We start from the raw sequence: 24330 nt of genomic DNA on the forward strand, positions 1-24330 counted from the left end.
CCTTTGCCTGCAATGGAGGAGCGCGCAATTTTAGACCTGCTGCGATCAAATGTCAGTGGCTTTCCATATTCAATGAACTATGCTGGAATTTGTACATCACAGATCACCACCGGAGAGGAGAGAAATCATGCGGGCAGTGTTAATGCAGGAAGCGGGCAATGCGGATCAATTGCTGGTAGGCGAAGCTGAAAAACCGGCATGCGCTGCCAATGAGATCCTGGTCCAGATCGTGGCTGCCGGCATTAATCCGGTCGACACCAAAGTACGCAGCAATGGCCTCTTCATTGCCGAAGGGCTGCCTGCCATTCTCGGCTGTGATGGTGCCGGCATCGTTGAAGCGGTGGGTGCCGATGTGACCCGCTTTGAACCGGGTGACCCGGTCTACTACTGCTATGGAGGCCTTGGTCAGAAGGCGGGCAACTACGCCGAATATATTGCTGTTCCCGAAACCTATGCAGCGATGAAACCTGACTGCCTCGACTTTATCGATGCCGCCGCTGCACCACTGGTGCTGATCACCGCATGGGAAGCACTCTTTGATCGCGCCCGCATCAACTCAGGCCAGAAGGTGTTCATTCATGCCGGTGCTGGTGGCGTTGGTCATGTCGCCATCCAGCTGGCCAAACTGGCTGGCTGTCAGGTCGCAACCACGGTCAGCTCCGATGAGAAAGCCGATCTGGTCAAACAGCTCGGTGCAGATCTGGCGATCAACTACCGCAGCGAAAATGTCAGCGAAGCGCTGCTGGCCTGGACAGACAATGTAGGCGTGGATGTCGCATTTGATACCGTGGGTGGCGATGCCTTCAACCAGCTTGTTGCTGCCACCAGAGTCTATGGCGATATCGTCACCATCCTGCAGGTGCCTGCTGATACCGACTGGAAAACCATTCGTCTGCGCAACATTCGTGTCTCTCAGGAGCTGATGCTCACCCCGATGCTGCTCGGTCTGGATGAAGCGGCAGAACATCACAGTGATATCCTTGAGCAGTGCGGCCAGTTCTTTGATCAGCAGCAGCTCTCAATCTTTGTCTCCGAGACCTTGCCTCTGGAGCTGGCAGCTGATGCGCACCGCTTGGTTGAAGCAGGTGGCATGAGCGGTAAAGTGGTACTGGAAATTCAGCAGATGGATGGTGAAACAGATGAGTAATCAGGCAGAAATCGTAGATGACCCGGCCATCGCATCGGCCAAACGCAGTGCAACCATTGTCTATGCACTACAAGCCGTGGCTTTTCTACTGGCTGTCACCTTCATCGCGGCAGCCGTGGTAAATTATGTTAAAAAGAGTGATGTTGAAAACACATGGGTGGCATCCCATTTCCGCTGGCAGATCAGAACCTTCTGGTTTGGCGCGCTATGGGTGGTCTTTGGCATTATCACCCTGATTATGGGCATCGGTTATTTTATTCTGATGGGTACCGCTGTCTGGGTGATCTATCGCATCGCCAAAGGCTGGCTGGCACTGATGGATAACAAACCGATGTACCTGGACGAGAGTTAATCTGCTTTTTTAGACGACGGCTTCTCTAACTCTTCAATCGCCTCTTCCAGGGCGATCTGTGCTTCCCGGTTATCGATGCGCTGATGAATCACCTTCTCAGCCGCATCAATAACAAGATCGGCTGACTGGGCACGGATATCGCTGATCGCCTTCAGACGTGCCGCCTCGGCCTCATCGTGAAAGTCGCGTGTTTTACGCTCCATCTCCTCTTTCCACTCATCCATCAACTGCCCGCGCCGCTCAACAATCCGCTTCTCTGACTCATCAAACAGCTTTTTCGCCTCGTCATCGATATGGGAGAGCTTCTCTGCGTAATCGAGTTTAATCTCCTCAACCTCTTCGCGCTGTTGACGCGCATCTTCGATCTCAGCCTTAATCAGGTTGGTGCGCTGCTGAAGATTCGCGGCGATGCGCGGCAGTATCCAGCGGCCCAGCACAACATAGAGCACAACAAAAGAGATGATCGTCCAGAAAATCTGTGAAGAGAAAAATGTAGTATCAAATTGTGGCATGAAGCTTCCTGTTTAAAAAAATAGTGCGACAGTTGAATCTGTCGCCCAATAGTGAGGGAGAGCAACTAGCGAGTCAAAACCAGCGCTAACTTTGTCCCATAATGATAAAGGCAATAACCAGCGCATAGAGCGCAATGGTTTCAACCAGAGCAAAACCGATCCATGCATATTTTGCCAATGTTGGTTCAGCTTCAGGTTGCCTGGCAACCGCTTCGATCATCTTACTGAAGATCATGCCGATGCCAATGGCAGCTCCGGCCATGCCCAGGGCAGCTAAACCCATACCAATTGGAACCATTGCTGCTACATCCATCTCTTCCTCCTATTGCATTGAGACTCTATTGTTAGATTAGAGTATAACTCAATGATCCACCAGTGCATCATCAATATAGACACATGAAAGCACAACGAAGATATAGGCCTGAATAAAGGCAATAATCACCTCCAGACCAATCTGAATCACGGTAAAACCAAGCGGCAACCACTGCAGAAACCATGGCGCTGCAAGGCCTAATACTGCTAGCACACCCAGTGCCATATGCCCTGCGGTCATATTGGCAAACAACCTCAAAGCCAACGTGACCGGGCGGGCAAGAAAGGAGAGCATCTCAATGGGCACCATCAACGGCAACATGATTTTCGGCACGCCTTGCGGAGCAAAAGCGTGAAAGAAACCCCAGCCATGGCGATAAAAACGCAACCCCGCAGCATAGAGAAAGATACCCACTGCCAGAGTACCGGTAACCGCCAACTGTGAAGTCGGGGTAAATGCCCCAGGAATCAGGCCAACCAGATTACAGCCGAGGATAAAGGTGAAGAGGGTAAACATCAGCGGGATATACCTCTCGCCTTCACCATGAATATTCAAGCGGGTCTGACGCGCCACAAAACCGTAAAGCAGCTCAGCAATCAGCTGTCCCATGCCGGGCACCAGTTGCGGGCGACGCAGCATCAGATGCAGTCCGACCACAATCACGGTGACTGCCACCCACATATAGACAGCGGTATTGGAGATCGATAGATCTAAAGGCCCGATGTGAAGATCGTGGTAGATGATCACCCTGAAATGCTCAAGTGGCCCGCTCATATCCATATCAGGGCTCTTTAGGCTCGTTCTTCTTCTGCAGATCAACCACCATCAACTGATAGAGATTAATAAAACCAGCAGCTAAGCCAAAGATGGCAAACACGATAAGAAATATCGGACGCGTATCCAGCCAGCGATCAAGAAAAAAACCGATGCCTAAACCGATCATCGTTGAGGCAACGATTTCGGTTCCTACTCTCAATCCCCACTGATGACCGTGGTGATGCTCTTCCTGTTTCAGCTTAGGCATATTTTTTCCTCATCATATATCCCTGTGCGACAGTGCTAGTGTAACACAAACCCGATCAAAACGATAAGTGCCACATCCGTATTACGAGCAATTCTTGTGCCCATATCAGAAGTGGAGGTAGAGAAATATCAACTGATCTGTAATCTATTCTCCGCCCAATCGTCTATTAATGGTGTTGCAAGGAGGGAGTCATGAATAAAATTGCTCTGTTTAAACTTGAAGAGCTAAAAGATCGACAGCCTGAACATGCGCTGGTGGCCAATGTCGATCTCGTGGTGATCCGCTTTGATGATGAGGTGAGTGTACTCTATGGCCGCTGCGCCCATCGTGGTGCCCTGATGAGTGATGGTCATGTCTCCGGTGACAATCTGATCTGCGGCCTGCACAACTGGGACTACCGACTCGATACCGGCATCAGCGAATACAACAACTCGGAAAAGCTGCACAAGTTCGACCACTGGCTTGAGGATGGCCAGATCTGGGTCGATGCTGATGCCATCGCAGCTTGGGAGAAAACCAACCCGCAACCCTTCTATCGCAACAGCTATCAGGGTGACTTTCAGGATACCCATCCGGTTCCCGAAGAGCCGCACGCCTCTTTTATACGTCATCTGGCCAGCTTTGGCCTCTCCAAAACAGGCGGACACGGCCCAAGTGGTGCCATGGGAGTACCACGCAACGAACTGCCGATGTGGGATGATCTGCAGTTTGTTACCGCGCAACTTGCCACGCTGCCCCAGCTCGATGAAGTCGCTGTCTCAACCGAACTGGTCATTGGACCACGCGCCAAACGACCGCTAAAACTGGATATTCCCATCTTTGTCTCAGATATGAGTTTCGGCTCCCTCTCGGAGGAGGCCAAAACCGCACTGGCCAAAGGAGCAGAGCTGGCTGGCACCGGCATCTGTTCCGGTGAAGGCGGTATGTTGCCGGAAGAGCAGCAGGCCAATTCAAAATATTTCTATGAACTGGCCTCAGCCCGCTTCGGTTTCTCGTGGGACAAACTGGAGAAGGTTCAGGCCTTCCATTTCAAAGGTGGACAGGGTGCCAAAACAGGTACTGGTGGTCATCTTCCCGGTGACAAGGTGAAAGGTAAAATCGCCGAGGTACGTCATCTTCCGGAAGGCCAGACTGCCGTCTCCCCTTCCCGCTTCCCCGATTGGGATTCGCTCGATGATATCAAAGCTTTTGCCGATGAAGTGCGCGAACGTACCGGTGGCATTCCGATTGGATATAAACTCTCTGCCCAACACATCGAAAAAGATATTGATGCCGCTTTAGAGATTGGCGTGGATTACATCATCCTCGATGGTCGTGGTGGCGGCACAGGTTCTGCTCCACTGATCTTCCGCGACCACATCTCTGTACCTACATTGCCTGCGATTGCTCGCGCCCGCCGCCATCTCGACACCAAGGTGAATTCAGATGTCACCCTGATTGTCACTGGCGGCTTAAGAACCCCTTCCGACTTTGCCAAAGCGCTTGCTCTCGGCGCAGACGGCATCGCCGTCTCCAATGCCGCGATTCAGGCTATTGGCTGCATCGCCATGCGGGCATGCAACACCAACAACTGCCCGGTTGGCATCGCCACCCAGAAAGAGGAGCTGCGCAAACGCCTGCCAGTAGAGATTGCTGCTGAACGACTGGCTCGATTCTTCATCGCTTCGACTGATCTGATGAAGGTGCTGGCCCGTGCCTGCGGCCATACCTCTTTGAATGACTTCAACATCAACGATCTCACCACATGGAAGCGCGATGTTGCCGACCTCACGGGTGTTCACTTTGGTGGCGATTCGCCTTTAAATTAGATGAATATTGAGTGGAGAAATCATGGAACTTGAACGCGCAATTCTGGCCGGTGGCTGTTTCTGGGGCATGCAGGATCTGATCCGCAAACTGCCGGGCGTTAACTCTACCCGTGTGGGATACAGCGGCGGCAATGTTGCCCATGCCACCTACCGCAATCACGGCACGCATGCAGAAGCAATTGAGATTATCTTCGATCCTGAGGCAATCTCATACCGCAAGCTGCTGGAGTTCTTTTTCCAGATTCACGATCCGACTACGCCGAATCGTCAGGGCAACGACAGGGGTTCATCCTATCGCTCGGCCATCTACTATCTGAATGAGACACAGAAAGAGGTCGCCCTCGACACCATTGCTGATGTCGATGCCAGCGGCTTGTGGCCTGGCAAGGCCATCACTGAAGTCGAACCTGCAGGTGACTTCTGGGAGGCAGAGCCTGAGCATCAGGATTACCTGCTACTCCATCCTGGTGGTTACAGCTGCCACTACCCGCGAGCTGACTGGGTACTGCCAAAACGTCGGCAGTAAAGCTGAACTGAAGCTGTTGACCCAACTTTCTAATACCTACACTTCTGAAGCAGTTGCCAGAGGCGTTCGCCGATGGGGCCCATCGGTTCGTTCGCCCGTCTAAACAAATAAATATCGATCTTTAGGGGATCGAGCTCTTTGCCTGAAAGTGCTAAAAGGCGTCCATCAGCCAGCTCTTCGGCAACCCGGTGCAGCGGCATTCGACCCCAGCCCGCACCGGAGAGAATCATGCGCTTTTTCATATCAAAATCATTCACCAGCCACTGATGCGCCCCCTCCAACACACCTGCGGTCTGTTTAGGTTGATTGCGACTGGTATCACGCACCACCACCTGTACATACTGCTCCAGGTCGGACTTGCTGATAGCCGGATGTCGGATCGCCAAAGGAAAATCGGCAGAGATCACACTGACCATCTCGGTTGAGGTTAGTGGAACCTCCTCAGTATGGGCAATCGGCATGAAACGCTCTGCTATAGCTAAATCAACATCCTTCTCCAGCAGCCGCTCCAGCGTGCCGCCCATATTCTCAATCTGCAGGCTCATGCGTGTGGCGGGTGCCGACTCGGAAACCTCTCTGATCACCGACAACACCTCTTCAACCGGGGCGATAGCACCAAGAGCAATAGATACCTCGGTCTCCTCCCCCTCGGCAAAGTGACGGGCTGTACTGGAGAGATCTTCGCTGCGGGAGAGAATACTTTTGGCTTTGCCGTAGAGTACCTGTCCTTGCGGGGTTAGAGCCGGTCGATAATCTTTGCGGTCAAACAGGGAGATGCAGAGCTCCTGCTCCAGATTCTTGATGGCAATACTGATAGCCGACTGGCTACGAAAAAGAGATTGGGAGGCGGCATGAAAACCACCCTTCTCAACCACAGCACATAAAGCGCGCAACTGTTCCAATGTCATAATGAAAAACTAAACGATTCGATTTATTAATCAAGTCTATCAATTTCTTATGCTTTTTTTAAATCATGTGACTCGCAATAATTCCACCTGTCAAAACAACGAAGGAGGTCAACAAACCGTGTTACGCAACTCATCCACATCATACGGTCTGGTTGCTATCCTTATGCACTGGACAATGGCACTGGTGATATTCGCCATGTTCGCACTCGGCCTCTGGATGGTGGAGCTGAACTATTACGACAACTGGTATCACGATGCTCCCTACATCCATAAAGCTATTGGTATGCTGCTACTGTTTCTGCTTATCTTCCGTTTTGGCTGGCGCTTAACCAATACACGTCCACAGCTAATGGGTGAGGCATGGGAGAAGTTCATCGCCCTGCTTGTGCATCGCAGCCACTACCTGCTGCTCTTTGCCATTACCATCACCGGTTATCTGATTCCAACTGCTGAAGGTGTGGGTATTGATCTGTTCGGATGGTTCACGGTACCTGCCAGCTTCTCATTCACCAAAGAGCAGGCTGATCTGATCGGCCTGATCCATCTCTATGTGGCCTGGGCAGTGATTGGACTGGCTGCAGCCCATGCCGGCGCTGCCCTGAAACATCACTTTATTGACAGAGATAACACCCTGTTACGCATGCTTGGCATCAACAAGAAAAACTAAAAGGAGAACAACCATATGAAAATGAAACACCTGTTAACATCACTGATTCTGGCACTTGGTATTACCACCGCTGCACAGGCCACTGAAAATTATGCATTCGATATCAAAGGCCAACACGCCTTTATCCAGTTTAAAGTTAAACATCTGGGTTACAGCTGGCTGATCGGTAACTTCAACACATTTAATGGATCATACAGCTATGATGAGGCCAATCCGGCCAATAACAGCGTTACGGTCGATATTGACGTGGCAAGTATCGACTCCAACCACGCTGAGCGTGACAAACACCTGCGTAGTGCAGACTTCTTCGATGTCGCCGAATTCCCGAAAGCCACATTCACCAGCACCAGCTTTAAAGACAATGGTGACGGCACAGCAGTGCTGACAGGCAACTTCACCCTGCGCGGTGTCACCAAAGCGATCTCATTTGATGTAAAACAGATCGGTGCCGGTAAGGATCCATGGGGTGGTTTTCGTCGTGGTTTTGAAGGCTCAACCACGCTGCACCTCTCCGACTACAACATGACCAAAGCCGGCATGCTCGGCCCGGTTGCTGAGAATGTGGAACTCTTCTTCTCCATCGAAGGTGTTCGTCAGTAAAGCAGATGCACCGTAAAGAGCGCAAAGGTTCGCAAAGTATATTTTCCGGTATCGGTAAGGTGAAAACATCATGCGTATGCATGCTATCAAAAGCATTCATTGATCCCGCTCGTTCATAGAACATTGCTTTTTCTTTGCGCAACCTTGCGTCCTTTGCGGTGAAAGTTTCAAGAACAGTTTTGAAGAGTAAGGAGTAGTCTGATGAGCCAAAACAGAACAGGTATCGAAAGTGATATCCACCCGATCATTGCAAACCGCTGGAGCCCACGCGCTTTTGATCAGGATCGGGGAGTAGAAACCGAAAAGCTGGCCTCCTGCATAGAAGCAGCACGCTGGTCCTCATCCTGTTTTGGTGATGAGCCGTGGCGTTTTATTGTGGCAGATAAATCGACAGACCCGAATGGCTGGCAGCAGATGCTGACCACACTGGCAGAGAAGAACCAGCTCTGGGCACAACATGCACCCGTGCTGATTCTGGCCTGTGCTGCCAATAACTTCTCACAAAATGGTAAACCCAATCGCTGGGGGCAGTACGATACCGGCCAGGCAATAATGTCACTGGCTCTGCAAGCTACTTCCACGGGCCTGATCACCCACTCAATGGGTGGTTTTGACCCGGCTGCGGCAATAGCCACATTCAACATCCCCGATGATTTCACTGCCATGAGTGTCACGGCAGTCGGTTATCCGGGAGCGATTGAAACGCTGGATGAGAACTTCCGGGCCGCTGAAAGCGTTGAACGCAGTCGCAAACCGATCAGTGAAATCGCATTCACCACATGGAACAGAAGCTGGAACAGTGAGGAGCAGATATGAACAAGGATCTTTTATCGCCAATAGCACTGGCAGGTCATACGCTGAACAACCGCATGGTGATGGCACCACTGACACGCAACAGGGCACCCGGGTCTCTAGCCAATGCGATGATGGTAAAATACTATGCACAGCGGAGCAGCGCCGGACTGATTATCACTGAAGGCACGCAGATCTCAGAGCAGGGGGTCGGCTATCCGGCCACACCGGGCATCTACTCTCAGCAGCAGATCGATGGCTGGAAGCAGGTTACCAATGCCGTACATGAACAAGGCGGTGCTATCTTTGCCCAGCTCTGGCACTGTGGCCGCATCTCCCACCCCAGCTTCCACAATGGTGAACTTCCCGTTGCTGCTTCCGCCATTAAACCGGCTGGCCAAGCGGTCACCTATGAGGGCATGCAAACCTTCGTTGAGCCGCGAGCACTGTTTGCCGAAGAGATTCCCGGCATTATCGAGCAGTACCGCCATGCTGCAGCCTGTGCCAAAGAGGCCGGATTTGATGGTGTGGAGATTCATGCCGCCAACGGCTATCTGATCGATCAGTTTATTCGGGATGGCAGCAACAACCGTAGCGACCAATACGGAGGTTCACTGGAGAATCGAACCCGCCTGCTGCTGCAGATCGTTGCCGCAGTTGGCAGTGAAATCGGTTTCCATAAGGTTGGTGTACGCATCTCTCCGATCAATGCCTTTAACGACATCTCCGACTCCGATCCCCAGAGCACATTTAATCATGTGGCAAGCAGCCTCTCGGGCTTAGGACTGGCCTACCTGCATGTTGTGGAGGTGGATATGACAGGACAATCCGATCCTGAATTTGATATGCAGCAGTTGCGTGATCGCTTTGACGGCCTCTATATCGCCAATGGTGGTTATGACAAAACTCGGGGCAACCAGAGCATTGCCGAGAACCGGGCTGATATGATCGCTTTCGGCGTACCGTTTCTGGCCAATCCGGATCTACCTGAGCGGTTCAGAACCGATGCCGCACTGAATACGCCGGATCAAGCCACCTTCTACGGTGGTGATGAACACGGTTATACAGACTATCCCACACTGGGAGCTGAATAATGGGTATGATGATTGATGGCAGATGGGAAGCCGATGATGGTAAATGGGCCTCAAAGGATGGCAAGTTCCATCGTGCCCCTTCGAAATTCCACTGCCCATCCACCTCAGAGGCAACCGGAGAATATGATCTGAAGGCAGAGACAGATCGCTATCACCTCTATGTTTCGCTGGCCTGTCCGTGGGCGCACAGGGCACTTATATTCAGAAAACTTAAAGGCTTAGAGGAGATCATTCCGGTCACTGTCGTACAGCCGCACATGCTCGATCAGGGCTGGCAGTTTTCAGAACCAGAACCGCTCTACGGTTTTACCCATGCGCATCAGCTCTATGGCAAAGCCGATCCTCACTATACAGGGCGGGTCACCGTGCCGATTCTCTGGGACAGAAAAGAGGAGCGCGTCGTCTGCAATGAATCAGCAGAGATTATCCGCATCTTCAACGCCGCCTTTAATGGACTGACCGGCAATCACGATGACTACTACCCTGAAGCACTGCGCTCAGAGATTGATCTGATCAATGCATTTGTATACCCCGGCATCAATAATGGCGTCTACAAATGTGGCTTTGCCACCAAACAGGAGCCTTATGAAGAGGCGTTCGACAACCTCTTTGCGGCCCTGGACACGATCGAGGTCAGACTGGCGAAACAGCGATATCTGGTTGACAACCAGATCACTGAGGCCGACTGGCGACTGTTCACCACACTGATCCGCTTTGATGCAGTCTATGTCGGTCATTTCAAATGCAATCGCAACCGCATCGCTGATATGCCCAACCTCTCCAACTACCTGCGTGATCTCTATCAGCAGCCGGGTATCGCTGAAACGGTCGATTTTGACCATATCAAAGCGCACTACTACTACTCTCACGAATCAATCAATCCGACGCGCATTGTACCCAAAGGGCCGGCAGATGATTTCACCGCACCGCACGACCGAGCCCGGTTCACGTCATGAGTATCTCTATTCATTCAGCCATCACGGTGCCTGAAGGCGATGGCGTGACGGTGAAACGGTTGATGCCGGTTGGCGGGCTGCGCAATTTCGATCCCTTTGTACTCTGGGATCATTTTGATATCTCAGGTGGCGGTTTCCCCGATCACCCGCATCGCGGGTTTGAGGCGATCACCTATCTGTTTGATGGTGGCATGAACCATGCCGACAACCTGGGTAATGTCGGCACCATTCATGCCGGTGGTGCGCAACGATTCACCGCCGGGCGTGGTTTGGTACATTCAGAGTTTCCCGATGGACGAGCACACGGTATCCAGCTATGGATCAATCTTGCCAAAACACTGAAATCCATTGATCCCGCCTATAGTCAGGTAGAGGCCGATGCGATCCCGGAGGTCACTGAGAACGGGGTAAGCATACGAACTATCGTGGGGGAATCCGGTGCCATCTCCCTGCATACAAATGTCGAGTATCTGGAGATTCGCATGGCTGGCGACTCTGCCATGCAGCGCGCCCTGCCTTCCGGTTTTCGTGGATTCATCTATGCTGTGGAGGGGCAGACCAATATTGATGGCGAATCACTCAACAGTGGTGAGGCAGCCTTTATTGAAGATGCGTCGCAGATTGCCTTGCAAAGCAGTGAGGGTGGGCGCTTGATGTGGTGCTTTGGCAGGCCACACCATGAACCGATCCATCAGCATGGTCCCTTCGTCGACTGATTGTTGACCAACGCTCAGCTGAGCCGAGGAGTTTGATATGAGTGATAAAATCCAGAAGTATGAAGGTAAAGAGATCACCGTCTATTTCGATGCGCCTCGCTGCATCCATGCAGGCAGATGTGTGCATGGACTACCCGATGTATTCAAGGCCAATGCACCGGGGCCATGGATTAATCCTGATGCCGCTGATGCCGACACCCTGGCCAGACTGATTGAGAGCTGCCCTTCCGGAGCCCTTCGTTATGAAAGAAAGAGTGGCAGCAGAGAAACTGCACCAACAACAAACAGCATCACTGTTGAAGCCGATGGACCACTGACAGCTTATGGAGACTTCACCATCAATGGCGAAGCACAACCGGCTCCGCGTGCTACCCTCTGCAGGTGCGGTGTCTCAAAAACCAAACCGTGGTGTGATGGTTCCCACGCCGAAGCCGGATTTTCAGATGCCGGTGATGTACAGCCGTTTAATCCTGATGAAGAACCACAAACAGGCAGTGTGGATATCAAAACCCTGAAAGATGGGCCGCTTTATCTGATTGGCCCGCACAGCATATGTGATAGCGATGGAAAAGTGGCAAGGGTATGTGCTAAAAGTGCGCTGTGCAGATGTGGTGCTTCAAAAAGCAAACCCTATTGCGATGGCAGCCATGCAGCTGTCGGTTTCACTAGTGATTAAGGCCAGCTAACACGCATCAGAAACGGGCACCGGCGAAGCCTTCTCAACCATCTTGCGTAGTGCGTTAAAGGTATAGGGTTTACTGAGGAAATCGTCCGGCTGACACTCGTCGGTGAGTTTCAGTGCACTCTCAGCATCATAACCCGATGACATCGTAACATAGATTGCAGGGTCAATTTCACGCAAAGCATGCAGACACTCCACCCCATCCATCTCAGGCATCGTCACATCCAGCAGCACCCAGTCGATCTCCCGATCATGGGAGAAAATCTCAACAGCCTGCATACCACTCTCAGCGACCACAACATCATGACCAAGTTTCTCAAGCATCCTTCTGGCCACTGTAGCTACAGATTGTTCATCATCCACCACCAGCACGCGCCCCTTGGCGACCGGTTGTGGCTGTGGTTCCGTTTTTTCCATAAGGCTACTGTCACCCTCACAATCACAGGGCAGCCAGACCTCTATTGATGTGCCGACACCGACAGCGCTCTTCACATTCAGGCCCGCAGCATGAGCGCGCAAAATACCGAGGATGGCACTCAGCCCCAACCCTCGACCGGTAAACTTGGTGGTGAAAAACGGGTCGAACATATGCTCAACCACTTCCGGTTCCATACCACAACCACTGTCCTCTACCGTTGCCACGACATAACAGCCCGCTTGCAGCTCAACACCAGAGACCAGATCCTGTTTCACTGCCTTCAGATTATGACAGGAAAGAGAGAGCGAAATCTCACCCCGTTTTTCATCACCTATCGCTTCAGCAGCATTGATCACCAGATTCAGTAGCACCTGACTGATCTGCCCCTTATCGCCCCTGATCAGATATGCAGATCCATCAGAGTGCCTGTGCAACGTGATGTGTTTACCAACCGAAACATCGAGCAGAGATTGCATGCCTCCAACCATATCAAGAAGGTCAAAGGACTCTGTTTTCATCAGCCCTCTGCCGGAGTAGGCCAGCATCTGTTTGCACAGATCGGTAGCCGCATGGGCTGCAGAATCAATACAGTCAAGCGACTCCTGCATCGCCGGGTTTAGACTCTCCTCCATTTTGACCAGCTCGATACTGCCCTGAATGGCGGTCAGCAGATTATTAAAGTCGTGGGCCACGCCGCCAGCCATAATGCCGAGCGACTCCAGTCGCTGTGAATGCTGAACCTGCCTCTCCAGTTCTCGCTGCTCCTCTTCAGATTTCAGTTTATCGGTGATATCAATAGCAAAACCGACGACACCCAGCGGCTCGCCACTGCTATCGGACACCTTCACCTTAATGACATCAAAAACTCTCAGCTCTCCATCCACACAGGCGATCTCATCTCTAAAGAGATAAGGCTCATCTGATTCAAGGCATGCCCTGTCAGACTCCAGTGCTTTTTGTCCGAGCTCATCGGAGAGCAGCGTGCTGTAATCTTCTGCCTGCCTGGCCTGCTGCTCTGAGACCCCGAACCATTGCGCCCAGGCCCTGTTGAGAAACTGAATGCGTCTATTATTGTCCACCATCCAGATGCCTGCCGGTGAATGATCGAGAATCACCTGCAGTCGCTTCTGTTGAGCTTCCAGCAGCCTGTTGCTCTCAGCCAGCCGCTGCTGTTGAAATTCGATCTGCGATTTATAGAGATGTGCCAACACCGAAAATGAGAGCACAACAGCTGCCAGACAATAGATCTGAACCTCTGAGTATGGCAGCACATAGATCGCCAAAGCGCTCAACAACGCTCCGAGAAGAAGCCCCATGATATATATCAGGCACCAGTATTTAGCTCTGTTGGCCGAATAGATGAAGTAGGCAATAAACGGATAACCCGCAACCCAGTAGATGCCCGTACCGTCAAGACTCTCAAAAAGAAACAGCGCAGAGAAAAGCAGAAAGTTCCCCAGCATCAGAATATATTCTATAACAGAAAGCGCTACACCTCTACGAATCTGGAACCAGTTAAACAGCGCCAGGAATACCAGGAAGGCCTCGATAGCAGAGAGTTCAAAACAGCACCGCTCAAGATAGTGAACGCCTATAAAAAGCAGCAGAACCAGCGCAGAAACCAGATGCACCCATGCCAAAACCTTACGTCTGTCATCGAACATCGACGCAAACCCTCTCTCCGTGACAGAACTCATGCATGCTTTATAGACCCGATTCACACCTTAATCAAGGTAGAGAGGCCTGCTCGCAGGATAGAAAAACATCCTTTTCACCGCCCTGTTCAAACATGTAGGGTTGAGGCAAGGAGAGCTTATGCCCATTTATGAATATAGATGCAGTGATTGCCAGCAGAAGTTTGAAACGCTGGTGCGCAATAGCTCTGAAACAGTTGAATGTAAATTCTGCAACAGCAGCAACATTAAAAAGCTGATCTCTGCCCACGCCATCACCTCCGGCTCACCGGAAACAGCCTGTGGAACTGCCCCCTGCTCACCAGCGCCCGCCTGCGGCTCCGGTGGCTGTTGCCCCGGACTTAACTAAATACGACAACCAAAATAAGCATTAAAAGGCCCTGACCATGAAAAAACTATTCGCACTGCTACTCACTCTGCTTCTGATCGGCTGCTCTTCGGAGCCTCCCAAACCGTACAATCATCAGCTGGCTGCAGAAAATGCAGCCAAGGGCACTGCCTTTTTGCAGCATAATGCAACCCAGGATGGTGTCATCACCCTGCCCAGTGGCCTGCAGTATAAGATCCTTAGAGCAGGAACAGGCAAATCCCCTGCACTGAAAGACCATGTCACCGTGCACTATCGCGGCACCACCATTGACGGGCGCGAATTCGATAGCTCATATGGCCGCGACAATCCGATGATCTTCCAAACCAACCGCGTCATCCCCGGCTGGACAGAGGCGCTGCAGCTGATGAAACAGGGTGCTAAATGGCAGCTCTTTATCCCTGAAAATATCGCTTACGGCGCCCGTGGCGCAGGTGATGCCATCGGACCGAGAGAGACACTTATTTTTGAAGTTGAACTACTGCTGGTGCACTGAATCGAATCACAGCAATCAAACCCGGATCAGAGAGGACTGAGAGTCATTAGCTCTTTTCAGCCTGTTGGTACTGATCTTGCTGCTTTAATGTTATGAGTTCACCCATGACAACTATCGCTATCGAGCTGCCCGCCTGGCTCTCCGATTTCATGGCAGGCGATGATAAGATATATGCAGAACCAGAGAGCCGCATGCAGCTGGCCATCAATCTCGCCCGTCAAAATATTGAACAGCAAACCGGCGGCCCGTTTGGCGCTGCAATCTTTGATATGGAGAAGCACTCGCTGCTCGCAGCTGGCGTCAATCTGGTTCTACCCTCCAACTGCTCCATGGCCCATGCCGAGATGGTCGCCATCAGCATCGCCCAGAAAAAACTGGCAACCTTTGATCTGGGTGCAAAAGAGTCCCCCCGCTATGAGCTGGTCACCAGCACTGAACCGTGTGCAATGTGTTTCGGTGCCCTGCCCTGGTCCGGCATCCGCCACCTGAGCTGTGGCGCACGTGATGAGGATGCCCGAGCCATCGGTTTTGATGAGGGACCGAAAATGGCGAACTGGAAAGAGGTGCTGGAGGAGCGCGGCATTAGCGTAGAGACGGACATCTGCAGAGATGAGGCTGCGGCGGTGCTAAAAGCGTATGCCATAAATAGTGGAGCGATCTACAATGGCCGCCGGGCTTAAGCAGATAGTCAGAGCGCTAATATGCTGCTTTTCAGCAGCAATCTGCATACCTGCCGCAGGACACTGCGAGAGTTTCTCAACCACCAACCTGCAACTGCTCTACGGCAGCAACTTTCACGACAACTACTACGGCAACAATACCGCCGATGGTAAAATGACCACCCTCACGCTGGAACATTTCGGCATCTGGAGCTACGGCGACCACTACTTCTTTATCGATCTGAAATCAGGCGACTTTCTCGACTTCGCGGGTAATCCGACCGCAAACCGTTCACGCATCTACAGTGAGTGGGCACCGCGCATCAGTCTATCGGCACTCAACGGCAACAATCTCGGCATTGGTATACTCAAAGACGTTTTCATTGCCGCACAGATCAACCGGGATGGTGAAGGATTCCGGGCTGACATGGGTGGTATCGGCATTGATCTGACCATTCCCGGTTTTAACCTGCTCAGCATCAACGGCTACCTGCGTAAGGATAACCTCAACAAAATGACCTGGCAGAGTACCACTGTCTGGATGGTGCCACTGGGCCCATGGCTCTCGTTTGAAGGGTTTATTGATCTCTACGGCACAGATAGCAACGGCATGGAGATCCACAGCCAGCCGCAACTGCTCTTTAATCCGGGCAAAGCGGCTGATCTGGGCTTTGATAACCTGCTCATTGGGCTGGAGTGGTACTACCACCGCAACCGTTATCTCAACAGCAGTGCGTTACAAGGCATGCTAAAATGGGTATGGTAACAACCATGCCAATGCGTCATACCCTGCTCCTGCTGTGCAGCCTCCTTCTGCTGCCGATCTCCAGCTATGCAGAGGAAGCCATCAGCCTGCAGCTGAAATGGAGACACGCATTCCAGTTTGCCGGTTTCTACATCGCCAAAGAGAAAGGTTTTTACAGTGAGGCAGGGCTGGATGTCACACTGATCGAAGGTGGCCCCGGCAAGAATCCGATAGACCATGTACTGACTGCTCCCGGTCATTACGGGCTTACCGATACCGGCATTGTACTAGCCCGCTCCAACCAAAAACCGGTGAAAGCTCTGGCCGCAATCTTTCAGCACTCACCACTGGCTCTGGCTGTGCGGGAAGATTCAGGTATCAGGACCTTTGAGGAGCTACGCGGCAAACGGATCATGATGCAGTCAGGCCATATGGATGCCGTGATTCTGGCTGCCCTGAACAAGGCAAAACTGTCAGGGAACGATTTCACCAGACAGGATAGCAGCTTTAACATCCATGACCTCATTGATGGCAATACCGATGCGTTCAGCATCTATATCACCGATCAACCCCATCAACTGCAAGAGCTTGGCGTATCCTTTCGCACCCTGCATCCGATTGAATACGGCATCGATTTTTACGGTGATGTGCTTTTCACCTCGGAAGAGGAGATTAAGAAACATCCGGAACGAACGGCTGCATTTGTTCAGGCCAGCCTGAAGGGCTGGAGTTATGCACTGGAACATATTGATGAGACCATTGAACTGATTCAGGCCAGATACAACACGCAGAAGCTCTCTCCCGGCCAGCTCTATTTTGAAGCCGAAAAAACCAGTGAGATGGTCTTGAAGGATGTCGTACAGATCGGTTATATGAGCCCTTCCCGCTGGCAGAGAATTATCGACACCTATGCCATGTTAGGGCTCATCTCTCAACGCAGCTCCGCCAGTGAACTCATCTATACCCGAGAGCCGACATTCTCAGACTTCCTCAAGCAGTATCAGTGGCATCTGCTTGTCGGCAGCCTGATTGTTCTGCTGCTGATCTTCGCACTGCAATCAACACTGCTGCGACGCATGGTGCACAACCGAACCGAAAAGCTGGAGGCCAGTGAATCACGATTCAGATCACTGGTGGGCAACATCCCCGGCGCCGTGTTCCGCTGTATGCCGGACAGTGAGTGCAGCATGGACTTTATTAGTGATGAGGTCGAAGCCATCACCGGTTACCCGGCATCCGACTTTATTCATAACCGCAACCGCTCTTACCGCGCGCTTATCCATAGCGATGAGAAAGAGCTGGTAGCCACAACCATCCGAAAAGCGCTGAAAAATGGAACACCCTATACCCTAGAATACCGCATCATCGATGCTGATGGCGTGGAGCGATGGGTCGTTGAATCAGGGCAACCTGGCCATGATAAGGGTGATCATGCGGCATGGATTGACGGCTGTATTTTTGACATCTCAAACCGCAAGCGCTCAGAAGCGCTGCAGCTATCTACTGCAGCTATTCTTGAGATGGTCGCAGGCAACCGGAGTCTGGAGACAATCTTTACCCGCATCATCAACATCTATGAGTCCCGCTATCCCGGCATGCGAGCCTCCATTCTTCTAATCAAGGAGAATCGCCTGAGAGCCGGATCTGTTGCCAGCCTTCCCGATGCCTACAATGCCGCCATTGATGGCCTTGAGATCGGCCCTTCAGTCGGTTCTTGCGGCACCGCAGCCTTCCATAAAAAACGGGTGATTGTTGAAGATATTGAACACGACCCGCTCTGGGCCGATTATGCCGAATTCACGATCGGCTTTAATCTAAGGGCCTGCTGGTCTGAGCCGATATTCAGCTCAGATGGTGAGGTTCTCGGCACCTTTGCCATGTACTACGATCATCCGCGTCTGCCTGATGCCGAGGAGATATCCGATATCGCCAATGCCGCTCGTCTGGCTGCCATCGCTATCGAGAGAAACCTCTATATGGAGAAGATGAGAAAACTCTCCAGCGCCATTGAACAGGCCAGTGAGGTGGTCACCATCACCAACAACAAGGGTGAAATAGAGTATGTAAATCCAGCCTTTACCCGCATCACCGGCTTCAGCAGCGAAGAGGCGATGGGCCAGACACCGGAGCTGTTCCGCTCTGATGAGTATAAAGCCCTGGCCATTGAAATTCGCAAAATCATTCAGCGCGGCGATGCCTGGCAGGGTAAAATCACCGAGAAGAAGAAGGATGGTACCACCTATCCGGCCATGCTTACCCTCTCCCCGATTCGCGATGAAGAGGGAACCATCACCCACTATGTCGGTGTACATGAAGATATTTCACATATTCAGGAGCTGGAAGCGCAGTTTTATCAGGCTCAGAAGATGGAGGCGATCGGCACGCTCGTCGGTGGCATTGCCCATGATTTCAACAATATGCTGGCTGGTATTACCGGCAACATCTATCTGGCCAAGAAATATGTAGTAAATCAGCCCAATGTCATCGAGAAACTCGACAATACCCAAAACCTGATCGGCAGAGCTGCTGAGATGATCAAGCAGCTGCTCACCTTTGCCAAAAAAGGGATCGTTGAAAAACGAACAGTACTGCTCACACCATTTCTGAAAGAGACCTTTAACCTGCATAAAGTCACTATCCCTGAGGATGTTGAACTGACTCTGGATATCGACATGAAAACGAACATGAAGGTGTCAGCAGATATCACCCAGCTTCAGCAGGTGCTGCTGAATCTGATGACCAATGCCCGCGATGCCGTGGAAGGAGTCAGCCACCCCGCAATTAGCATACGACTAACCGAATACCGGCCTGATAGTGATTTCCTGGCCAGCCATGAATCAGCCGAGGAGATTCCTTATGCGCATCTCTCAGTTGCCGACAACGGCCATGGCATTCCTGAAGAGAGTATCAACACTATTTTTGAACCCTTCTTCACAACCAAATCGGTCGGCAAGGGTACAGGCCTGGGGCTGTCGATGGTCTTCGGTTCGATCCAGTCCCATGATGGTATCATTGATGTCAGCAGCGAAGTTAACAGAGGATGCACATTCAACATCTATCTACCACTGATCAGCAGCGATGTGGCACAAGCCCTGACAACCACAGTAATATCAAAGGCCTCAGAAGGTGAAACCATTCTTCTGGTTGATGATGAAACGGACGTCCTGACCATTATCGGCGAAGTACTTGAGAGCCTTGGATACAATGTAATAACGGCTGAAAATGGTGAGCAGGCACTGGCCATCTACCATAGAGATCCAAAAGCTATCGATCTTATCCTCACTGATGTCGTGATGCCTAAAATGGGTGGTCTGGAACTGGCCAAAGCGATCCATCAAAGCGCCCCGGAGATCCCCATCATCTTCGCAACAGGCTATGATAAGAAACAGGAGATTGAACGTGAAAGTGGACTGCAAGGTTATGCGATCCTCAATAAACCCTTCTCCGTTGAACTGCTGGAGCAGACATTGAGCAATATGCTGGAGAGTAAACAGGAAAGATGAAGCAGAATCGACTTGGTCAAACCGATATCAAAATCAGTCAAATCGCGCTGGGCACCATGACCTGGGGCGAACAGAACAGTCGAGAGGAGGCTTTCACGCAGATGGACTGTGCCCGTGATCACGGCATCAATTTCTTCGATACCGCAGAGCTCTATGCCATCCCTCCCAAAGCTGAAAGCTATGGTGCTACCGAAACAATCATCGGTGAATGGTTCAAGAATACAGGGCGGCGTAGTGAGGTGATCCTCGCCTCCAAGGTGTGTGGCCCGACCGCCTGGTGCCCGCATATACGCGGCGGTAGAGCCAAACTGGATCGAAGCAACATAATCACCGCCTGCGATGAGTCACTGCAACGACTGCAAACAGACTATATCGATATCTACCAGACCCACTGGCCGGAACGCAGCACCAACTACTTCGGCAAACTCAATTACAAACATGAGGAGGAGTCCTTCACTGCCATTGCAGAGACACTGGAAGCGCTCTCCGGGCTCGTAGAGGCGGGCAAGGTGCGCCACATCGGCATCTCCAATGAGACACCGTGGGGAGCCATGCAGTACCTTCGCTGCGCTGAACTGATGGGGTTATCGCGTATCGTTTCGATTCAAAATCCCTACAACCTGCTCAATCGCTCTTTTGAAATCGGCCTTGCCGAGATATCCTGCCGCGAAAAAGTGGGGCTACTTGCCTATTCACCGCTCGCCTTCGGTGTACTCTCCGGTAAATACCTGAACGATGAATCTCCAAAAGAGGGGCGTCTGAGCATGTTCGGCCACTATACCCGCTACTCAAATCTCTACGGCAAACTGGCCACGGCAGCCTATGTTGAGGTTGCCCGCAAACACGGACTCAATCCCGCCCAGATGGCTCTGGCATTTATCCGGCAGCAACCGTTTGTAAGCTCTACAATCATCGGAGCGACCACTATGGCGCAATTGATTGATAATATTGCCAGCCATGAGGTTATACTATCCGATGAGTGTTGTGCCGATATTGAAACGGTATTCCAGCAATACCCCAACCCCTGCCCTTGATCATCGTGCAGAGAGCCGTCAACCGATCTCCATTTTCGTGCATTTGCCACAACAGCGGGCATAATTGGCTGCAATGAATCAAAATCCTGTCAATCTGATACTGGCCCTGTTGCTGGCCGCCCTGCTCTCAGCATGTGCGACGGCACAGAATAGCTACGATCCGATTCAGCCGGTCAACCGGGTCACCGACGGGTTCAATGACGGCGTTGACCGGGTAACACTCAAACCTGTCGCCCAGGGCTATACCGCCATAGTACCAAAACCGGCACGAACAGCCGTTTCCAACTTTTATGATAACGCGACCTACCTTAATACTGTGCTCAATGATTTCCTGCAGGGTAAAGGCGGACAGGGTTTTATGGACCTGTTTCGATTCCTGATTAACTCGACGCTCGGCATTGGCGGACTGGTTGATGTTGCCACACCGATGGGACTGGATCGGCATGAAGAGGATTTCGGGCAGACACTGGCTGTCTGGGGTGTTGATAAGGGTGCTTATCTTGTTATTCCACTTCTGGGACCGAACTCTGTTCGTGATGCGCCCGACTTTATCACCTCCACTGCAACCGATCCGCTCTTCTGGGCATCACTTGTGGTGGCCCCTGTTGTTACCATTCCAATCACCCTGCTTAAGTATATCGACAAACGGGCCCAGCTGCTTGATGCCTCGGATATGCGCGATGAGCTGGCACTTGATCCCTATATCTTCACACGTGAAGCGTGGCGTCAGAACCGTGAATATAACATCCACGATGGCAACCCGCCCAAACCTCAGCAGAGCGATGATGAGGAGTGGGAAGAGGATGAGTGGGGCAGCAATGATCAAAAGGGCGGTGGTGACGGCTGGGAAGAGGATGAGTTTGATAGCGCTCCTGATGATCCACAACCGAAAACCCGCATCAGCATGCAGGGTGCCTCAACCGATACATCTGCCATGCAGGCCACAGCAGACACATCTGATCTGATGGCTGTAGAAGTTGAAGCGGCTGCCCAAGCTGAAAAAGTGGCGGCAACAGCTACAGCGGATCAGCTGTTTATGATTAACCTCATCTCATTTGAATCCGAGGTGGGAGCAGCAGCAGAGCAGGGACGACTGTCCAGAGAGGGCGTCAACGCCCGCATCAACCGTGTGGATGTCAATGGCAGAGTCTGGTACAGGCTGGTCAGCAGTGACTATTTTAACATCAATGACGCCAGAGCAAAACTTAAAGAGATCAAACAGCATCCGGGCCTTGCAAGCGCCTGGCTGGAACCGGCCCCTTCTAAATAAGTTTCATCGAGCAAGTCTGGGAAATTTCATTCAGCACCATAGAAATACAGGATGATGAGAGTACAAACAGTCCCATTATAAACATCTCCAAACATCCTACAGTTCACTATTAAAAAGTGATTCCCAGAGTTCTGCGATGAACCGAAATAAAGGGTTTGCGTTTAAATCCTGCTGGCGCGATGGCGCAGCAGATGATCAGCCAGCACCAGTGCCAGCATCGCTTCTGCAATCGGTACGGCGCGAATACCCACGCATGGATCATGGCGACCCTTGGTGACAATATCAGTTTCATTGCCATGAATATCGATCGTTGGTCGGGATGTGAGAATGGATGAGGTCGGTTTCAGTGCCATGCGGGCACGAATGGTATCACCATTGGAGATGCCACCGAGAATGCCGCCGGCATGATTACTCTGGAAACCGTTGGCACGAATCGCATCACCAAACTCAGAACCTTTAGCTTCAATGCAGCTCATGCCATCACCAATCTCTACAGCCTTAACTGCCGGGATGTTCATTAGTGCCTTGGCAATATCGGCATCGAGCCGGTCAAACACAGGTTCGCCAAGTCCCGGAATCATACCATGCGCCTCAACGCTTACGCCTGCACCAATGGAGTCACCCGTTTTACGCAGCGCATCCATAAATGTGGCCATCTGCTCTGCCGCAGCGGCATCAGGACAGAAGAACGGATTATTGCTTATCTCGTCAGCATTAAAGTTCGCAGCATCAACCTGCACAGGGCCGATCTGGTCAACCCAGCCCAACACTGAAATACCGGACTGTTTCAGAAGCTGCTTGGCCACTGCACCTGCCGCCACACGTACTGCAGTTTCACGCGCTGATGAGCGGCCACCGCCACGATAATCGCGTCGACCATACTTCTCAAAATAGGTAAAATCAGCATGGCCCGGCCGGAACTTATCCATGATATCGGAGTAATCTTTGCTGCGCTGGTCGGTATTGCGAATCAGCAGTGCAATCGGGCAACCCGTGGTTGTGCCTTCAAATACGCCGGAGAGAATCTCCACCTCATCAGCCTCACGGCGCTGGGTGGTATATTTGGATTGGCCCGGTTTACGCCGGTCCAGATCAGGCTGGATATCAGCTTCTGAAAGCTTGATGCCTGCAGGGCACCCTTCAACAATGGCGACCAGTGCCGCCCCGTGTGATTCGCCTGCAGTAGTAACCCGGAAGATCTGACCGGTGGAGGAGCCTGACACCTTTTATTCCGCGCCTGTATCACCGGCACCGATATGGAACCCGGCATCGACATAGTGCAGCTCACCGGTCACACCCGAAGCCAGATCAGAGAGCAGGTAGACTGTGGTATTACCCACCTCATCCTGCGTCACGTTGCGTTTAAGCATGGCACCGCGTGCGCTCTTCTCCATAAGCTTGCGGAAATCGCCAACCGCAGATGCAGCCAGTGTGCGAATAGGGCCTGCTGATACAGAGTTAACACGAATGCCGTCAACACCCAGATCCTGTGCCAGATAACGCGTTGAAGCCTCCAGCGCGGCCTTGGCCACACCCATGACACCATATCCGGGCACAGCACGTTCAGCGCCCAGGTAGGTCATGGTAACGATACTGCCACCAGCTTTCATCAACGGTGCAGCACGCTGGGCACAGGCAATAAATGAGTAGGCGGAGACATCGAGAGCCAGCTGGAAATCTTCACGTGTTGTGGTTGAAAAGCGGTTCTGCAAAGCATCTTTGTTGGCAAAGGCAATCGAATGCACAATAAAATCGATCTCGCCCCACTGCTCTTTCACCTGCGCGAAAAAGGCGTCGATACTGGCTTCTTCGGATACGTTCATCGGTGCAATAATGTCGGCATCGAGACTCTCTGCCAGAGGGCGCACGCGTTTCTCCATCATCTCGCCAAGATAGTTAAATCCCAGAGTAGCACCTTCGCGTTTGGCGGCCTGGGCCACACCCCATGCTATGGATTTATTGTTGGCCACACCAAGAATCAGACCTTTTTTACCTTCAAGAATTCCCACGAACAACTACCTCTCACACTTCATTGGCCGAAATAGTA

At 51.9% G+C, this 24330-nt stretch carries 26 protein-coding genes; 18 read left to right on the plus strand and 8 right to left on the minus strand.

The window, feature by feature from the left end:
• Positions 1-127 precede the first annotated feature (127 nt).
• Entirely contained in the window at positions 128-1147 is a 1020-nt protein-coding gene (locus F3F96_RS03300) for a zinc-dependent alcohol dehydrogenase family protein (protein WP_176961838.1), read from the plus strand.
• Complete coding sequence (locus F3F96_RS03305; protein WP_176961839.1) at positions 1140-1499, plus strand: hypothetical protein; 360 nt, start codon at positions 1140-1142, stop codon at positions 1497-1499. Before F3F96_RS03300 ends, F3F96_RS03305 begins: the two co-directional genes overlap by 8 nt.
• Here the strand turns inward: F3F96_RS03305 and F3F96_RS03310 are convergent.
• From F3F96_RS03310 to F3F96_RS03325, 4 genes are all read right to left on the minus strand, one after another.
• Positions 1496-2011 carry an ATP synthase F0 subunit B gene (locus F3F96_RS03310; RefSeq protein ID WP_176961840.1) on the minus strand — a complete coding sequence of 172 codons (516 nt, stop codon included), beginning with the start codon at positions 2009-2011 and terminating at the stop codon, positions 1496-1498. The genes F3F96_RS03305 and F3F96_RS03310 overlap by 4 nt on opposite strands.
• Before the next feature lie 85 nt (positions 2012-2096).
• Positions 2097-2324 (minus strand): ATP synthase F0 subunit C, encoded by a 228-nt coding sequence (atpE, locus tag F3F96_RS03315; protein ID WP_176961841.1) that lies wholly within the window; start codon positions 2322-2324, stop codon positions 2097-2099.
• Between the two features lie 48 nt (positions 2325-2372).
• Positions 2373-3098 carry a F0F1 ATP synthase subunit A gene (locus F3F96_RS03320; protein WP_206675267.1) on the minus strand — a complete coding sequence of 242 codons (726 nt, stop codon included), beginning with the start codon at positions 3096-3098 and terminating at the stop codon, positions 2373-2375.
• A 7-nt stretch (positions 3099-3105) separates the two neighbouring features.
• Entirely contained in the window at positions 3106-3348 is a 243-nt protein-coding gene (locus tag F3F96_RS03325) for an AtpZ/AtpI family protein (protein ID WP_176961843.1), read from the minus strand.
• A 191-nt stretch (positions 3349-3539) separates the two neighbouring features.
• On the opposite strand from F3F96_RS03325, the gene F3F96_RS03330 reads away from it, so the two are divergent.
• Both F3F96_RS03330 and msrA read left to right on the plus strand, forming a co-directional pair.
• Positions 3540-5156, plus strand: coding sequence for a glutamate synthase-related protein (locus F3F96_RS03330; protein ID WP_176961844.1), 1617 nt, complete (start codon positions 3540-3542; stop codon positions 5154-5156).
• A gap of 22 nt (positions 5157-5178) precedes the next feature.
• The gene (gene msrA / locus F3F96_RS03335; RefSeq protein WP_176961845.1) at positions 5179-5682 is read left to right on the plus strand and encodes a peptide-methionine (S)-S-oxide reductase MsrA; all 504 of its coding nucleotides are present in this window, start codon (positions 5179-5181) and stop codon (positions 5680-5682) included.
• Between the two features lie 29 nt (positions 5683-5711).
• Here the strand turns inward: msrA and F3F96_RS03340 are convergent, their stop codons facing one another.
• Positions 5712-6590, minus strand: coding sequence for a LysR family transcriptional regulator (locus tag F3F96_RS03340; protein ID WP_176961846.1), 879 nt, complete (start codon positions 6588-6590; stop codon positions 5712-5714).
• 118 nt (positions 6591-6708) lie between these two features.
• Between F3F96_RS03340 and F3F96_RS03345 the strand changes: the two genes are divergently transcribed.
• The 7 genes from F3F96_RS03345 to F3F96_RS03375 all read left to right on the plus strand — a co-directional run bounded on the left by F3F96_RS03345 (position 6709) and on the right by F3F96_RS03375 (position 12091).
• On the plus strand, positions 6709-7257 hold the full coding sequence (locus F3F96_RS03345; protein ID WP_370465491.1) for a cytochrome b: 549 nt from the start codon (positions 6709-6711) through the stop codon (positions 7255-7257).
• A gap of 15 nt (positions 7258-7272) precedes the next feature.
• The gene (locus F3F96_RS03350) at positions 7273-7857 is read left to right on the plus strand and encodes a YceI family protein (protein ID WP_176961848.1); all 585 of its coding nucleotides are present in this window, start codon (positions 7273-7275) and stop codon (positions 7855-7857) included.
• A gap of 201 nt (positions 7858-8058) precedes the next feature.
• Positions 8059-8673 carry a nitroreductase family protein gene (locus F3F96_RS03355; protein ID WP_176961849.1) on the plus strand — a complete coding sequence of 205 codons (615 nt, stop codon included), beginning with the start codon at positions 8059-8061 and terminating at the stop codon, positions 8671-8673.
• A complete protein-coding gene (locus F3F96_RS03360) occupies positions 8670-9743 on the plus strand; it encodes an alkene reductase (RefSeq protein WP_176961850.1) in 1074 nt (357 codons plus the stop codon). Before F3F96_RS03355 ends, F3F96_RS03360 begins: the two co-directional genes overlap by 4 nt.
• A complete protein-coding gene (locus F3F96_RS03365) occupies positions 9743-10699 on the plus strand; it encodes a glutathione S-transferase family protein (protein ID WP_176961851.1) in 957 nt (318 codons plus the stop codon). The genes F3F96_RS03360 and F3F96_RS03365 overlap by 1 nt, the downstream gene beginning before the upstream one ends.
• Complete coding sequence (locus F3F96_RS03370; protein WP_176961852.1) at positions 10696-11415, plus strand: pirin family protein; 720 nt, start codon at positions 10696-10698, stop codon at positions 11413-11415. The genes F3F96_RS03365 and F3F96_RS03370 overlap by 4 nt, the downstream gene beginning before the upstream one ends.
• 37 nt (positions 11416-11452) lie before the next feature.
• Complete coding sequence (locus F3F96_RS03375) at positions 11453-12091, plus strand: CDGSH iron-sulfur domain-containing protein (protein WP_176961853.1); 639 nt, start codon at positions 11453-11455, stop codon at positions 12089-12091.
• A 6-nt stretch (positions 12092-12097) separates the two neighbouring features.
• On the opposite strand, the gene F3F96_RS03380 is transcribed toward F3F96_RS03375, so the two are convergent.
• A complete protein-coding gene (locus tag F3F96_RS03380) occupies positions 12098-14212 on the minus strand; it encodes a PAS domain-containing sensor histidine kinase (RefSeq protein ID WP_241697636.1) in 2115 nt (704 codons plus the stop codon).
• Between the two features lie 118 nt (positions 14213-14330).
• Between F3F96_RS03380 and F3F96_RS03385 the strand changes: the two genes are divergently transcribed.
• The 7 genes from F3F96_RS03385 (at position 14331) to F3F96_RS03415 (ending at position 22283) form a co-directional block, all read left to right on the plus strand.
• Positions 14331-14558, plus strand: coding sequence for a zinc ribbon domain-containing protein (locus F3F96_RS03385; RefSeq protein ID WP_176961854.1), 228 nt, complete (start codon positions 14331-14333; stop codon positions 14556-14558).
• A 37-nt stretch (positions 14559-14595) separates the two neighbouring features.
• Positions 14596-15072, plus strand: a complete 477-nt coding sequence (locus tag F3F96_RS03390) for an FKBP-type peptidyl-prolyl cis-trans isomerase (RefSeq protein ID WP_176961855.1) — start codon at positions 14596-14598, stop codon at positions 15070-15072.
• A 104-nt stretch (positions 15073-15176) separates the two neighbouring features.
• Entirely contained in the window at positions 15177-15752 is a 576-nt protein-coding gene (locus tag F3F96_RS03395) for a nucleoside deaminase (RefSeq protein ID WP_241697637.1), read from the plus strand.
• The gene (locus tag F3F96_RS03400) at positions 15736-16497 is read left to right on the plus strand and encodes an outer membrane protein OmpK (RefSeq protein WP_176961857.1); all 762 of its coding nucleotides are present in this window, start codon (positions 15736-15738) and stop codon (positions 16495-16497) included. The genes F3F96_RS03395 and F3F96_RS03400 overlap by 17 nt, the downstream gene beginning before the upstream one ends.
• Positions 16485-19979 carry an ABC transporter substrate-binding protein gene (locus F3F96_RS03405; protein WP_176961858.1) on the plus strand — a complete coding sequence of 1165 codons (3495 nt, stop codon included), beginning with the start codon at positions 16485-16487 and terminating at the stop codon, positions 19977-19979. The genes F3F96_RS03400 and F3F96_RS03405 overlap by 13 nt, the downstream gene beginning before the upstream one ends.
• Positions 19976-21013 carry an NADP(H)-dependent aldo-keto reductase gene (locus F3F96_RS03410; protein WP_176961859.1) on the plus strand — a complete coding sequence of 346 codons (1038 nt, stop codon included), beginning with the start codon at positions 19976-19978 and terminating at the stop codon, positions 21011-21013. Before F3F96_RS03405 ends, F3F96_RS03410 begins: the two co-directional genes overlap by 4 nt.
• A 73-nt stretch (positions 21014-21086) precedes the next feature.
• Positions 21087-22283, plus strand: a complete 1197-nt coding sequence (locus F3F96_RS03415) for an MlaA family lipoprotein (protein WP_176961860.1) — start codon at positions 21087-21089, stop codon at positions 22281-22283.
• A 161-nt stretch (positions 22284-22444) separates the two neighbouring features.
• On the opposite strand, the gene aroC is transcribed toward F3F96_RS03415, so the two are convergent.
• Both aroC and F3F96_RS03425 read right to left on the minus strand, forming a co-directional pair.
• Complete coding sequence (aroC, locus tag F3F96_RS03420; protein ID WP_176961861.1) at positions 22445-23506, minus strand: chorismate synthase; 1062 nt, start codon at positions 23504-23506, stop codon at positions 22445-22447.
• A 3-nt stretch (positions 23507-23509) separates the two neighbouring features.
• Entirely contained in the window at positions 23510-24292 is a 783-nt protein-coding gene (locus F3F96_RS03425) for an SDR family oxidoreductase (protein WP_176961862.1), read from the minus strand.
• Positions 24293-24330 lie beyond the last annotated feature (38 nt).

This window comes from Mariprofundus sp. NF (assembly GCF_013387455.1).
In the GTDB taxonomy this organism is placed as follows: domain Bacteria; phylum Pseudomonadota; class Zetaproteobacteria; order Mariprofundales; family Mariprofundaceae; genus Mariprofundus.

What these genes read in the sequence shown, in the direction of transcription:
- F3F96_RS03375 (WP_176961853.1), top strand. Translation starts at nt 11,453, where the DNA reads ATGAGTGATAAAATCCAGAAGTATGAAGGTAAAGAGATCACCGTCTAT.
- F3F96_RS03410 (WP_176961859.1), top strand. Translation starts at nt 19,976, where the DNA reads ATGAAGCAGAATCGACTTGGTCAAACCGATATCAAAATCAGTCAAATC.
- F3F96_RS03415 (WP_176961860.1), top strand. Translation starts at nt 21,087, where the DNA reads ATGAATCAAAATCCTGTCAATCTGATACTGGCCCTGTTGCTGGCCGCC.
- atpE (WP_176961841.1), bottom strand. Translation starts at nt 2,324, where the DNA reads ATGGATGTAGCAGCAATGGTTCCAATTGGTATGGGTTTAGCTGCCCTG.
- F3F96_RS03300 (WP_176961838.1), top strand. Translation starts at nt 128, where the DNA reads ATGCGGGCAGTGTTAATGCAGGAAGCGGGCAATGCGGATCAATTGCTG.
- F3F96_RS03390 (WP_176961855.1), top strand. Translation starts at nt 14,596, where the DNA reads ATGAAAAAACTATTCGCACTGCTACTCACTCTGCTTCTGATCGGCTGC.
- F3F96_RS03380 (WP_241697636.1), bottom strand. Translation starts at nt 14,212, where the DNA reads ATGAGTTCTGTCACGGAGAGAGGGTTTGCGTCGATGTTCGATGACAGA.
- F3F96_RS03385 (WP_176961854.1), top strand. Translation starts at nt 14,331, where the DNA reads ATGCCCATTTATGAATATAGATGCAGTGATTGCCAGCAGAAGTTTGAA.
- F3F96_RS03305 (WP_176961839.1), top strand. Translation starts at nt 1,140, where the DNA reads ATGAGTAATCAGGCAGAAATCGTAGATGACCCGGCCATCGCATCGGCC.
- F3F96_RS03355 (WP_176961849.1), top strand. Translation starts at nt 8,059, where the DNA reads ATGAGCCAAAACAGAACAGGTATCGAAAGTGATATCCACCCGATCATT.
- F3F96_RS03340 (WP_176961846.1), bottom strand. Translation starts at nt 6,590, where the DNA reads ATGACATTGGAACAGTTGCGCGCTTTATGTGCTGTGGTTGAGAAGGGT.
- F3F96_RS03365 (WP_176961851.1), top strand. Translation starts at nt 9,743, where the DNA reads ATGGGTATGATGATTGATGGCAGATGGGAAGCCGATGATGGTAAATGG.
- F3F96_RS03395 (WP_241697637.1), top strand. Translation starts at nt 15,177, where the DNA reads ATGACAACTATCGCTATCGAGCTGCCCGCCTGGCTCTCCGATTTCATG.
- F3F96_RS03320 (WP_206675267.1), bottom strand. Translation starts at nt 3,098, where the DNA reads ATGAGCGGGCCACTTGAGCATTTCAGGGTGATCATCTACCACGATCTT.
- F3F96_RS03370 (WP_176961852.1), top strand. Translation starts at nt 10,696, where the DNA reads ATGAGTATCTCTATTCATTCAGCCATCACGGTGCCTGAAGGCGATGGC.
- msrA (WP_176961845.1), top strand. Translation starts at nt 5,179, where the DNA reads ATGGAACTTGAACGCGCAATTCTGGCCGGTGGCTGTTTCTGGGGCATG.
- F3F96_RS03330 (WP_176961844.1), top strand. Translation starts at nt 3,540, where the DNA reads ATGAATAAAATTGCTCTGTTTAAACTTGAAGAGCTAAAAGATCGACAG.
- F3F96_RS03325 (WP_176961843.1), bottom strand. Translation starts at nt 3,348, where the DNA reads ATGCCTAAGCTGAAACAGGAAGAGCATCACCACGGTCATCAGTGGGGA.
- F3F96_RS03350 (WP_176961848.1), top strand. Translation starts at nt 7,273, where the DNA reads ATGAAAATGAAACACCTGTTAACATCACTGATTCTGGCACTTGGTATT.
- F3F96_RS03310 (WP_176961840.1), bottom strand. Translation starts at nt 2,011, where the DNA reads ATGCCACAATTTGATACTACATTTTTCTCTTCACAGATTTTCTGGACG.
- F3F96_RS03360 (WP_176961850.1), top strand. Translation starts at nt 8,670, where the DNA reads ATGAACAAGGATCTTTTATCGCCAATAGCACTGGCAGGTCATACGCTG.
- F3F96_RS03405 (WP_176961858.1), top strand. Translation starts at nt 16,485, where the DNA reads ATGGGTATGGTAACAACCATGCCAATGCGTCATACCCTGCTCCTGCTG.
- F3F96_RS03400 (WP_176961857.1), top strand. Translation starts at nt 15,736, where the DNA reads ATGGCCGCCGGGCTTAAGCAGATAGTCAGAGCGCTAATATGCTGCTTT.